This window comes from Streptomyces sp. NPDC104309 (genome assembly GCF_055584025.1).
In genome coordinates, this window is sequence record NZ_JBVJMV010000009.1 from 211,075 (window position 1) to 223,435 (window position 12,361).

The following is a 12,361-nucleotide window of genomic DNA, read 5'->3' on the forward strand; positions in this document are numbered from 1 at the left end:
AGGGGCACACCATGGGACTCGAAGAGAAGCTGCCCAGCGGCTTCGTGCTGACCACTGTCGAGCAGGCCGCCGGCTGGGTACGGAAGTCGTCCGTCTTCCCTGCCACCTTCGGCCTCGCCTGCTGCGCCATCGAGATGATGACGACCGGGGCCGGGCGCTACGACCTGGCCCGTTTCGGGATGGAGGTCTTCCGCGGATCGCCGCGGCAGGCGGATCTGATGATCGTGGCAGGACGGGTCAGCCAGAAGATGGCGCCCGTCCTGCGGCAGGTCTACGACCAGATGCCCAACCCCAAGTGGGTGATTTCCATGGGGGTTTGCGCATCATCGGGCGGGATGTTCAACAATTACGCCATTGTTCAAGGTGTTGATCATATTGTCCCTGTTGACATCTATTTGCCGGGCTGCCCGCCGCGGCCCGAGATGCTGATGGACGCGATCCTCAAGCTCCACCAGAAGATCCAGAGCTCCAAGCTCGGGGTCAACGCGGAGGAGGCCGCCCGAGAGGCGGAGGACGCGGCCCTCAAGGCACTGCCCCTGATCGAGATGAAGGGGCTGCTGCGGTGAGCGAGAACCGTCATCACGACGAGCGGAACAACAACGGTGTGCCCGTACCGCGTGACGAGACCGGCGAGGTCATCGGCGTACGCAAGGGCATGTTCGGCGCCAACAACGGCGGCGACACCTCCGGCTACGGCGGCCTCGTCCGCACGGTGACCCTGCCGGGAGCCACGTCCCGTCCGTACGGCGGCTGGTTCGACGAGGTCGCGGACGAGCTCGAAGGGGCCCTGGAGGAACAGGGCCTGCTTCCCGCCAACGCCATCGAGAAGACCGTCGTCGACCGCGGCGAAGTCACCTTCCACATCGCCCGCGAGCACCTGGTCCGGGTCGCCCGCACCCTGCGCGACGACCCGGCGCTGCGCTTCGAGCTCTGTACCGGGGTGAGCGGCGTCCACTTCCTCGGCGACAAGGGCCGCGAGCTGCACGCCGTCTACCACCTGCGCTCGATCACGCACGGCCGGCTGATCCGCCTGGAGGTGTCGGCCCCGGACAGCGATCCGCACATCCCGTCGCTCGTCGAGGTCTACCCGACCAACGACTGGCACGAGCGCGAGGCCTACGACTTCTTCGGGCTCGTCTTCGACGGGCATCCCGCCCTCACCCGGATCATGATGCCGGACGACTGGCAGGGCTTCCCGCAGCGCAAGGACTATCCGCTCGGCGGCATCGCCGTCGAGTACAAGGGCGCCCAGATCCCGGCTCCGGACCAGCGGAGGTCGTACTCCTGATGTCTACTTCCCATGCCCATCCCTCACCGGGACCTTCCGGGACGCCCCTTTCGGATGCCCGCGACACGACCGAGGGGACCGTATACACCGTCACCGGCGGAGACTGGGACGAGGTCGTCGAGTCCGCGGTCAAGTCCGACGACGAGCGCATCATCGTCAACATGGGTCCCCAGCACCCGTCCACGCACGGGGTGCTGCGGCTGATCCTGGAGATCGACGGCGAGACCGTCACCGAGGCCCGCTGCGGCATCGGCTACCTCCACACCGGCATCGAGAAGAACCTCGAATTCCGGAACTGGACGCAGGGCACCACCTTCGTCACGCGCATGGATTACCTGACGCCCTTCTTCAACGAGGCGGCGTACTGCCTGGGCGTCGAGACGCTGCTCGGCATCGAGGACCAGATCCCCGACCGGGCCACCGTCCTGCGGGTGCTCCTGATGGAGCTCAACCGGATCTCCTCGCACCTGGTGTGCATCGCCACCGGCGGCATGGAGCTCGGCGCCACCACGATCATGATCTACGGCTTCCGTGATCGTGAACTCGTTCTCGATCTCTTCGAGCTGATCACCGGGCTGCGGATGAACCACGCGTTCATCCGGCCCGGCGGACTCGCCCAGGACCTGCCGCCCGGCGCGGTCGACCAGCTCCGCGAGTTCGTGAAGACCATGAAGAAGAACCTGCCGGAGTACGACAAGCTCGCCACCGGCAATCCGATCTTCAAGGCCCGCATGCAGGACGTCGGCTATCTCGACCTGACCGGCTGCATGGCACTCGGCGCCACCGGCCCGATCCTGCGCTCCGCCGGACTCCCGCACGATCTGCGCAAGACGGACCCCTACTGCGGATACGAGAACTACGAGTTCGACGTCCCCACCGCCGACAGCTGCGACGCCTACGGCCGCTTCCTCATCCGGCTGGAGGAGATGCGCCAGTCGCTGCGGATCATCGAGCAGTGCATCGACCGGCTCGCCCCCGGACCGGTGATGGTCGCCGACAAGAAGATCGCCTGGCCGGCGCAGCTCGCGCTCGGACCGGACGGGCTCGGCAACTCGCTCGACCACATCAAGAAGATCATGGGCACCTCCATGGAGGCCCTGATCCACCACTTCAAGCTGGTGACCGAGGGCTTCCGCGTCCCGGCCGGACAGGTGTACACCGCGGTCGAGTCGCCCAAGGGCGAGCTGGGCGTCCATGTCGTCTCGGACGGCGGCACCCGCCCCTACCGGGTCCACTTCCGCGACCCGTCCTTCACCAATCTGCAGGCCATGGCGGCGATGTGCGAGGGCGGCCAGGTCGCCGACGTCATCGTCGCCGTCGCGTCCATCGACCCCGTGATGGGAGGCGTCGACCGGTGACCGAAGCACGTCAGGAAGTCAGTCTGGGGATGCCGCAGCTCCCCGCTCCCGCCTACCCGGCCGAGGTGCGCGTCAGGCTCGAAGCGGACGCGAAGGAGGTGATCGCCCGCTACCCCGACAGCCGCTCCGCCCTGCTGCCGCTACTGCACCTGGTGCAGGCCGAGGAGGGCTACGTCTCCCGTACGGGCATGGCGTTCTGCGCCGAGCAGCTCGGCCTCACCACCGCCGAGGTCACCGCGGTCGCCACCTTCTACACGATGTACCGGCGCAAGCCGAGCGGCGAGTACCAGGTCGGTGTCTGCACCAACACCCTGTGCGCGGTGATGGGCGGCGACGCCATCTTCGACCGGCTCAAGGAGCACCTCGGCGTCGGCAACGACGAGACGACCGAGGACGGCAAGGTCACCCTCGAACACATCGAGTGCAACGCGGCCTGCGATTTCGCTCCCGTGGTGATGGTCAACTGGGAGTTCTTCGACAACCAGACGCCCGAGAGCGCGGCGCGCCTGGTCGACGACCTGATCGCCGGGCGCACCGTCGAACCCACCCGCGGCGCGCCGCTGTGCTCGTACAAGGAGACGTCCCGGATCCTGGCCGGCTTCCCCGACGAGCGCCCCGGCGCCGTCGAGGCGTCCGGCGGCGCGGGCCCCGCCTCGCTGATCGGACTCCGGCTCGCCAGGGGCGAGGAGCCGCGCCCGAAGGTCGTCGCCCCGCGCGGCGAGCCGGCCCGCGCCGACGCCCCGCAGGAACAGGACCGCACGGCCGGTCCCGCCGCAGAGGAGGGGGAGTGATGACCTTGGCAGCCGAGATCAACGGCAACGGGAACGGGAGCAGCCCCGAGAAGCTGCTCGCCCCCGTCCTCTCCGCCTTCTGGGACGAACCGGAATCCTGGACCCTGGAGACCTACCGGCGCCACGAGGGATACGAGGGGCTGCGCAAGGCCCTCGCCATGTCGCCGGACGACCTCATCGCGTACGTCAAGGACTCCGGTCTGCGCGGCCGCGGCGGCGCGGGCTTCCCCACCGGGATGAAGTGGCAGTTCATCCCGCAGGGCGACGGCAAACCGCACTACCTGGTCGTCAACGCCGACGAGTCGGAGCCCGGGACCTGCAAGGACATCCCGCTCCTCTTCGCCAACCCGCACTCCCTCATCGAGGGCATCGTGATCGCCTGCTACGCGATCCGTTCCTCGCACGCCTTCATCTATCTGCGCGGTGAAGTCGTCCCCGTGCTGCGGAGGCTGCACGAGGCCGCGCGCGAGGCGTACGAGGCGGGCTTCCTCGGGACGAACATCCTGGGCTCGGGGCTCGACCTGGAACTCACCGTGCACGCGGGCGCGGGCGCGTACATCTGTGGTGAGGAGACCGCACTCCTCGACTCGCTCGAAGGGCGACGCGGCCAGCCCCGGCTGCGGCCCCCCTTCCCCGCGGTCGCCGGTCTGTACGCCTGCCCCACGGTGGTGAACAACGTCGAATCCATCGCCTCGGTTCCCGCGATCCTGAACCGGGGCAAGGACTGGTTCAAGTCGATGGGCAGCGAGAAGTCCCCGGGCTTCACGCTGTATTCGCTCAGCGGACATGTCGCGAGCCCCGGCCAGTACGAGGCCCCGCTCGGCATCACGCTGCGCCAGCTGCTCGACATGAGCGGCGGCATGCGCCCCGGCCACCGGCTGAAGTTCTGGACCCCGGGCGGCTCCTCGACCCCGATGTTCACCGACGAGCACCTCGACGTGCCGCTCGACTACGAGGGCGTCGGCGCCGCCGGTTCCATGCTCGGCACCAAGGCGCTCCAGTGCTTCGACGAGACGACCTGCGTCGTGCGGGCCGTCACCCGCTGGACCGAGTTCTACGCCCACGAGTCCTGCGGCAAGTGCACGCCGTGCCGCGAAGGCACGTACTGGCTGGTCCAGTTGCTCCGCGACATCGAGGCCGGCAAGGGACAGATGGCCGACCTCGACAAGCTGAACGACATCGCCGACAACATCAACGGCAAGTCCTTCTGCGCCCTCGGCGACGGCGCCGCCTCACCGATCTTCTCCTCGCTGAAGTACTTCCGCGAGGAGTACGAGCAGCACATCACGGGCCGGGGCTGCCCCTTCGATCCCGCCAGGTCGACCGCCTGGGCCGACGACAAGAACGCTCACCAGGGGGTGAACGCATGACAGTCACCACGAGTGCGCCCTCCGGGGGCGGCGAGGCGGCCGTTCCGCCCGAGGACCTCGTCACGCTGACGATCGACGGCATCGAGATCAGCGTGCCCAAGGGCACCCTGGTCATCCGGGCCGCCGAACTCCTCGGCATCGAGATCCCGCGCTTCTGCGACCACCCGCTCCTCGACCCGGTCGGCGCCTGCCGCCAGTGCATCGTCGAGGTCGAGGGCCAGCGCAAGCCGATGGCGTCCTGCACCATCACCTGCACCGACGGCATGGTGGTGCGGTCGCAGCTCACCTCGCCGGTCGCCGAGAAGGCGCAGAAGGGTGTGATGGAGCTCCTGCTCATCAACCACCCTCTGGACTGCCCGGTCTGCGACAAGGGCGGCGAGTGCCCGCTGCAGAACCAGGCGATGTCGCACGGCGACGCCGACTCCCGCTTCGACGGGAAGAAGCGGACGTACGAGAAGCCCGTCCCGATCTCCACCCAGGTGCTGCTGGACCGCGAGCGGTGTGTGCTCTGCGCGCGCTGCACCCGGTTCTCCAACCAGGTGGCGGGCGACCCGATGATCGAGCTGATCGAGCGCGGCGCGCTCCAGCAGGTCGGCACCGGCGAGGGCGACCCGTTCGAGTCGTACTTCTCCGGGAACACCATCCAGATCTGTCCGGTCGGGGCGCTGACTTCGGCGGCGTACCGGTTCCGGTCCCGGCCCTTCGACCTGGTGTCGTCGCCGTCGGTGTGCGAGCACTGCGCGGGCGGCTGCGCCACCCGTACCGACCACCGGCGCGGCAAGGTCATGCGGCGGCTCGCCGCCAACGACCCCGAGGTCAACGAGGAATGGGTCTGCGACAAGGGCCGCTTCGGGTTCCGTTACGCACAGCAACGGGACCGGCTCACCACCCCGCTGGTCCGCAACGCGGACGGTGTCCTCGAACCGGCGAGCTGGCCCGAGGCGCTGGCCGCCGCGGCCGCGGGGCTGACCGCCGCACGCGGCAGGACGGGTGTCCTCACCGGCGGCCGGCTGACCGTCGAGGACGCGTACGCGTACAGCAAGTTCGCCCGGGTCGCGCTCGACACGAACGACGTCGACTTCCGGGCACGGGCGCACAGCGGCGAGGAGGCCGACTTCCTGGCCGCCCGCGTGGCCGGACGGGGCCGGGACCTGGACGGCTCGGGTGTCACGTACACCTCGCTGGAGAAGGCCCCGGCGGTGCTGCTGGCCGGGTTCGAGTCGGAGGAGGAGGCGCCCGGCGTCTTCCTGCGGCTGCGCAAGGCGAACCGCAAGCACGGACAGCGCACGTTCGCCATCGCCTCGCACGCCACCCGAGGGCTGACGAAGGCGGGCGGCACGCTGCTCCCCGCCGCCCCCGGCACCGAGACCGAGTGGCTGGACGCGATCGCGGGCGGCGTCGGACTCGACGGCGACGGAGCCGTCGCGTCCGAGGCGCTGCGCGGCGAGGGCTCGGTGATCGTGGTCGGCGAGCGGCTGGCCGCGGTGCCGGGCGGACTGACCGCCGCGGTACGGACCGCCACCGCGACCGGGGCCGCGCTGGTGTGGATCCCGCGGCGGGCCGGCGAGCGCGGCGCGGTGGAGGCGGGCGCGCTTCCGTCGCTGCTGCCCGGCGGCCGGCCGGCGACCGACCCGCGGGCCAGGGACGAGGTGGCGGCCGTCTGGAACGTCGCCGAACTCCCGTCCCGCTTCGGCCGCGACACCGGCCAGATCGTGGAGGCCGCGGCCACCGGCGAACTGGGCGCGCTGCTCGTCGCCGGGGTCGAGCCCGTGGACCTGCCGAACCCGGCGCGGGTCCTGGAGGCCCTGGACCAGGTCGGTTTCCTGGTCTCGCTGGAACTGCGGCCCAGCGAGGTGACGGAGCGGGCCGATGTGGTCCTCCCGGTCGCCGCGGTGGCCGAGAAGCCCGGCACCTTCCTCAACTGGGAGGGCAGGGCCCGGATGTTCGAGGCGGCGCTGAAGCCCGAGCAGATGACGCGGACGCTCGCCCCGACCGATGCCCGGGTGCTGCACATGCTGGCCGACGCCATGGACACCCATTTCGCGCTGCCGGACCTGAAGTCCGTACGCCGTGAGCTGGACCGGCTCGGCGGCTGGGCCGGGGCGCACGCCACCGACCCGAACGAGTCGGCGCGACCGCTGCCCAGGCCCGGCGACGGGGAGGCGATCCTCGCGGGCCACCGGATGCTGCTCGACCTGGGCCGGCTCCAGGAGGGCGACGACGCGCTGGCCGGCACCCGGCACGCCTCGGTCGCCAGGCTCTCCGCCGTCACCGCGGCCGAGACCGGCGTGAAGGACGGCGATCTGCTGGCCGTCACCGGCCCGGCGGGCAGCGTCGAACTCCCGTTGAAGGTCACCGACATGCCGGACCGGGTGGTCTGGGTGCCGCTGAACTCCGTGGGGCGGGGCATCCCGGCCGACACCGGCGCCCGGCCCGGCGGCCTGGTCCGGATCGGCCCCGCCGCACCGGGCACTCCCGACGTCACACCGGAGGTGGGAGCGTGACTGCCTTCGCTCAACTGGCCGCGGCACCGCACCGTGCCGTACTCGCCGCCGAGGATCTGTCGATGTTCGGCACCGACCCGTGGTGGCTCGTCGTCGTCAAGGCGGTGTTCTGCTTCGCGTTCCTGATGGTGACCGTGCTCTTCTCCATCGTGTGGGAGCGCAAGGTCGTCGCCTGGATGCAGCTGCGTATCGGCCCCAACCGGCACGGCCCCTGGGGCATGCTCCAGTCGCTCGCCGACGGCATCAAGCTGATGCTGAAGGAAGACGTCGTCGTCAAGCGCGCCGACAAGGTCGTGTACGTGCTCGCGCCGATCGTCGCCGCCATCCCGGCGTTCATGGCGATCGCGGTGATCCCGTTCGGCCCGTCCGACGAGGTCTCGATCTTCGGGCACCGTACGGCGATGCAGCTCACCGACCTGCCGATCGCGATGCTCTACGTCCTCGCGGTCGCCTCGGTCGGGATCTACGGCATCGTGCTGGCGGGCTGGTCGTCCGGATCGACGTACCCGCTCCTCGGCGGCCTGCGCTCCTGCGCCCAGATGATCAGTTACGAGATCGCGATGGGCGCCGCGTTCGCCTCGGTCTTCCTCTACTCCGGGTCGATGTCGACCTCGAAGATCGTGGAGGCGCAGCAGGACCGCTGGTTCATCCTGCTGCTGCCGGTCTCCTTCATCATCTACATCGTCACGATGGTCGGCGAGACCAACCGGGCCCCGTTCGACATGCCGGAGTCCGAGGGCGACCTGGTCGGCGGCTTCAACACCGAGTACTCGTCGATCAAGTTCGCGATGTTCATGCTCGCCGAGTACGTCAACATGGTCACCGTCTCCGCGGTCTCCACGACCCTGTTCCTGGGCGGCTGGCGGGCCCCGTGGCCGATCAGCACCTTCTGGGAGGGAGCGAACCACGGCTGGTGGCCGATGCTCTGGTTCGTCCTCAAGGTCCAGCTGCTGCTGTTCTTCTTCATCTGGCTGCGCGGCACGCTGCCCCGGGTCCGTTACGACCAGCTGATGAAGCTCGGCTGGAAGGTCCTGATCCCGGTCTCGCTGCTCTGGCTGATGCTGGTCGCGACGGTGCGGGCGCTGCGCAACGAGGGGTACGACTTCTCGAACATCGTGCTGTACGTGGCCGGGGCCGTGATCGCGATCCTGCTGATCTCCTTCGTCGCCGACATCTTCCGCGACAAGAAGGGCCGGGCCGCGGAGGCGGAGGCCGGACCGGAGCCGGGGTTCGACCCGATGGCGGGCGGATTCCCGGTGCCGCCGCTGCCCGGACAGGCTCTGCCGCCGGTACCGCGCCGCAGGCCGCGCGGCGAGCGGGAGCTCGTTGTCAGTGGCGGGTCGGACACTGAGAGTGACGGAAATTCGAGTGACGGAAAGGAGGCTGGCGGTGTCTGAGTCATCAGAACCCTCGGAGGAGAAGTTCCAGAACCCCGTCGCCGGCTTCGGCGTGACCTTCAAGGCCATGTTCAAGAAGCGGTTGACCGAGCAGTATCCGGAAACGCAGAAGGTGACGGCGCCGCGCTTCCACGGCCGGCATCAGCTCAACCGTCACCCGGACGGTCTGGAGAAGTGCGTCGGCTGTGAGCTGTGCGCCTGGGCCTGTCCGGCGGACGCGATCTACGTGGAGGGCGCGGACAACACCGACGAGGAGCGCTACTCCCCGGGTGAGCGCTACGGCCGCGTCTACCAGATCAACTACGCGCGCTGCATTCTCTGCGGGCTGTGCATCGAGGCGTGCCCGACCCGGGCGCTGACGATGACCAATGAGTTCGAGCTCGCCAACACCACCCGCGAGAGCCTGATCTACACCAAGGGCGAGCTGCTCGCGGGCCTGGAGGAGGGCATGGTCGACACCCCGCACGCGATCTACCCCGGGATGGACGAGCAGGACTACTACCGGGGCCTGGTCACCGAGGCCGCGCCCGGTACGGAGCGTCAGATCGCGGTCTCCAAGGGCGAGTCCAAGCAGGACGACGGACACGAGAACGGCTCCGCGCGGGAGGTGGACGCATGACCGGCCTGGCCGCGGCGGCCTCCCAGACCTCGACCGGCGAGGCCGTCCAGTTCTGGGTACTGGGCATCGTCGCCGTGCTCGGCGCGCTGTCCACCGTACTGATGAAAAAAGCCGTGCACAGCGCGCTGAGCCTCGCCGGGACCATGATCGTCCTGGCGGTGTTCTATCTGGCCAACGGCGCCTACTTCCTGGGCGTCGTCCAGATCGTCGTCTACACCGGCGCGATCATGATGCTGTTCCTCTTCGTGGTCATGCTCGTCGGTGTCACGGCAGCCGACTCGCTGAAGGAGACCCTCAAGGGACAGCGCTGGCTCGCCGCGGGCTGCGGGATCGGCTTCGGTGTCCTGCTCATCGTGGGCATCGGCAACGCCTCGCTGAACAGCTTCAACGGGCTCGGCACCGCCAACGCCGAGCACGGAGGGAACATCGAGGGGCTGGCCAGCCTCATCTTCACCAAGTACGTCTTCGCCTTCGAGATCACCGGCGCCCTGCTGATCACGGCGACGGTCGGCGCGATGGTGCTCACCCACCGGGAGCGCACCGAACGGGCAAAGACCCAGCGGGAGATGTCCGAGGCGCGCGTGCGCGGCAAGCAGCTGCCGCCCCTGCCCGCCCCCGGCGTCTACGCCCGGCACAACGCCGTGGACATCCCGGGTCTGCTTCCCGACGGCACACCGTCCGAGCTCACCGTCATGCAGACGCTGCGCAACCGGGGCCAGGTCCGCGATGTGTCGAACGAGTCGCTGGACCAGCTCAAGGCGCTGGAGCAGCGCTCCGAGGAGCGCCTCGGCCGTGACAACGAAGACGAGGAGGTCGGCAAGTGAACCCGGTCAACTACCTCTATCTCGCCGCCCTGTTGTTCACCATCGGTGCGGCCGGGGTGCTGATCCGGCGGAACGCGATCGTGGTGTTCATGTGCGTGGAGCTGATGCTCAACGCCTGCAACCTCGCGTTCGTGACCTTCTCCCGGATGCACGGCAATCTCGACGGGCAGATCATCGCCTTCTTCACGATGGTCGTCGCCGCCGCCGAGGTCGTGGTCGGACTCGCGATCATCGTGTCGGTGTTCCGTTCCCGCCACTCGGCCTCGGTCGACGACGCCAGCCTGATGAAGCTGTAAGGGGACGTTGAATCGTGGAGAACCTGATTGCGCTGCTCGTCGCGGCGCCTCTGCTCGGAGCGGCGGTCCTGCTCTGCGGCGGCCGACGGCTGGATCGCGCCGGACACTGGGTCGGCACCCTGCTCGCCGCCGTGTCCTTCGTCATCGGTGTCGTGCTCTTCCTCGACATGCTGGGGAAGGGCGCGGACGACCGGGCGCTGCACCAGAAGCTGTTCAGCTGGATTCCGGTCGAGAGCTTCCAGGCCGATGTGGCCTTCCAGCTCGACCAGTTGTCGATGACGTTCGTGCTGCTGATCACCGGTGTGGGCACCCTGATCCACATCTACTCGATCGGCTACATGGAGCACGACGAGCGTCGGCGCCGCTTCTTCGGTTATCTGAACCTCTTCCTCGCGGCGATGCTGATCCTGGTCGTCGCGGACAACTACCTGCTGCTGTACGTCGGGTGGGAGGGCGTCGGTCTGGCGTCGTACCTGCTGATCGGCTTCTGGCAGCACAAGCCCAGCGCGGCCACGGCCGCCAAGAAGGCATTCCTGGTCAACCGGGTCGGCGACATGGGCCTGTCGATCGCGATCATGCTGATGTTCACCACGTTCGGCACGTTCGCCTTCGGCCCCGTGCTGGCGGCGACCGGCCAGGCTAGCGAGGGCAAGCTGACGGCGATCGGCCTGATGCTGCTGCTCGCGGCCTGCGGCAAGTCGGCCCAGGTGCCGCTGCAGTCCTGGCTCGGTGACGCGATGGAGGGCCCGACCCCGGTCTCGGCCCTCATCCACGCCGCGACCATGGTGACGGCGGGCGTCTACCTCATCGTCCGCTCCGGCGCGATCTTCAACGCCGCGCCGGACGCGCAGCTGGTCGTCGTGGTCGTCGGCGCGGTCACGCTGCTCTTCGGTGCGATCGTCGGTTGCGCGAAGGACGACATCAAGAAGGCCCTCGCCGGGTCGACGATGTCGCAGATCGGCTACATGATCCTGGCCGCCGGGCTCGGCCCGATCGGCTATGTCTTCGCGATCATGCACCTGGTGACGCACGGCTTCTTCAAGGCCGGGCTCTTCCTCGGCGCCGGTTCGGTCATGCACGGCATGAACGACGAGGTCGACATGCGGAAGTTCGGCGGCCTGCGGAAGTACATGCCGGTCACCTTCGTCACCTTCGGCCTCGGCTATCTGGCGATCATCGGCTTTCCCGGTCTGTCCGGCTTCTTCTCCAAGGACAAGATCATCGAGGCGGCCTTCGCCAAGGGCGGCGCCGAGGGCTGGATCCTCGGCTCGGTGGCCCTGCTGGGCGCCGCGATCACCGCGTTCTACATGACGCGCGTGATGCTGCTGACGTTCTTCGGAGAGAAGCGCTGGCAGCCGGACGAGCAGGGGAACGAGCCGCATCCGCACGAGTCCCCGAAGTCGATGACCATCCCCATGATCATCCTGGCCTTCGGGTCGGTCTTCGCCGGAGGCCTCTTCTCCATCGGCGACCGCTTCCTGAAGTGGCTGGAGCCGGTCACCGGACACAGCCACGGACACGCCCCGGTCAGCGCCACGACCGTCACGGCGGCCACCATGGTGGTGCTCGTCGTCGGTGTCGCCATCGCCTGGGCGATGTACGGACGCAAGCCGGTTCCGGTCGTCGCCCCGCGCGGCTCGCTGCTCACCCGGGCGGCCCGTCGCGATCTCCTCCAGGACGACTTCAACCATGTGGTCCTGGTCCGCGGCGGCGAGCACCTCACCCGCTCCCTGGTGTATGTCGACCACACCCTGGTCGACGGCGTCGTCAACGGCACGGCCGCCTCGATGGGCGGGCTCTCCGGCCGGCTGCGCAAGCTGCAGAACGGCTACGCCCGCTCCTACGCGGTCTCGATGTTCGGCGGTACGGCGGTCCTCATCGCCGCGACCCTGCTGATGAGGGCGGTCTGATCAC

At 68.9% G+C, this 12,361-nt stretch carries 11 protein-coding genes; all 11 read left to right on the forward strand.

Annotated features, from left to right (window positions below; genetic code table 11):
• Positions 1-11: 11 nt before the first annotated feature.
• The 11 genes from ACZ68L_RS16200 to nuoL are packed head-to-tail and all read left to right on the forward strand — an operon-like array spanning position 12 to position 12,357.
• Positions 12-566, forward strand: a complete 555-nt coding sequence (locus ACZ68L_RS16200) for a NuoB/complex I 20 kDa subunit family protein (protein ID WP_030975705.1) — start codon at positions 12-14, stop codon at positions 564-566.
• Positions 563-1,288, forward strand: a complete 726-nt coding sequence (locus ACZ68L_RS16205) for an NADH-quinone oxidoreductase subunit C (RefSeq protein WP_469577442.1) — start codon at positions 563-565, stop codon at positions 1,286-1,288. Before ACZ68L_RS16200 ends, ACZ68L_RS16205 begins: the two co-directional genes overlap by 4 nt.
• The gene (locus ACZ68L_RS16210) at positions 1,288-2,646 is read left to right on the forward strand and encodes an NADH-quinone oxidoreductase subunit D (protein ID WP_469577443.1); all 1,359 of its coding nucleotides are present in this window, start codon (positions 1,288-1,290) and stop codon (positions 2,644-2,646) included. The genes ACZ68L_RS16205 and ACZ68L_RS16210 overlap by 1 nt, the downstream gene beginning before the upstream one ends.
• Positions 2,647-2,675: 29 nt before the next feature.
• Positions 2,676-3,437: an NADH-quinone oxidoreductase subunit NuoE gene (gene nuoE, locus ACZ68L_RS16215; RefSeq protein ID WP_469577516.1), complete on the forward strand. Its 762-nt coding sequence runs from the start codon at positions 2,676-2,678 to the stop codon at positions 3,435-3,437.
• Entirely contained in the window at positions 3,434-4,807 is a 1,374-nt protein-coding gene (gene nuoF / locus ACZ68L_RS16220; RefSeq protein ID WP_469577444.1) for an NADH-quinone oxidoreductase subunit NuoF, read from the forward strand. Before nuoE ends, nuoF begins: the two co-directional genes overlap by 4 nt.
• Positions 4,804-7,311, forward strand: a complete 2,508-nt coding sequence (locus ACZ68L_RS16225; protein ID WP_469577445.1) for an NADH-quinone oxidoreductase subunit G — start codon at positions 4,804-4,806, stop codon at positions 7,309-7,311. The genes nuoF and ACZ68L_RS16225 overlap by 4 nt, the downstream gene beginning before the upstream one ends.
• The gene (gene nuoH, locus ACZ68L_RS16230) at positions 7,308-8,708 is read left to right on the forward strand and encodes an NADH-quinone oxidoreductase subunit NuoH (protein ID WP_469577446.1); all 1,401 of its coding nucleotides are present in this window, start codon (positions 7,308-7,310) and stop codon (positions 8,706-8,708) included. Before ACZ68L_RS16225 ends, nuoH begins: the two co-directional genes overlap by 4 nt.
• Positions 8,701-9,327, forward strand: a complete 627-nt coding sequence (gene nuoI / locus ACZ68L_RS16235; protein ID WP_469577447.1) for an NADH-quinone oxidoreductase subunit NuoI — start codon at positions 8,701-8,703, stop codon at positions 9,325-9,327. The genes nuoH and nuoI overlap by 8 nt, the downstream gene beginning before the upstream one ends.
• Positions 9,324-10,151, forward strand: coding sequence for an NADH-quinone oxidoreductase subunit J (locus ACZ68L_RS16240; RefSeq protein ID WP_469577448.1), 828 nt, complete (start codon positions 9,324-9,326; stop codon positions 10,149-10,151). The genes nuoI and ACZ68L_RS16240 overlap by 4 nt, the downstream gene beginning before the upstream one ends.
• The gene (gene nuoK / locus ACZ68L_RS16245) at positions 10,148-10,447 is read left to right on the forward strand and encodes an NADH-quinone oxidoreductase subunit NuoK (protein ID WP_093543641.1); all 300 of its coding nucleotides are present in this window, start codon (positions 10,148-10,150) and stop codon (positions 10,445-10,447) included. The genes ACZ68L_RS16240 and nuoK overlap by 4 nt, the downstream gene beginning before the upstream one ends.
• Positions 10,448-10,461: 14 nt before the next feature.
• Positions 10,462-12,357: an NADH-quinone oxidoreductase subunit L gene (nuoL, locus tag ACZ68L_RS16250; protein WP_469577449.1), complete on the forward strand. Its 1,896-nt coding sequence runs from the start codon at positions 10,462-10,464 to the stop codon at positions 12,355-12,357.
• Positions 12,358-12,361: the final 4 nt, after the last annotated feature.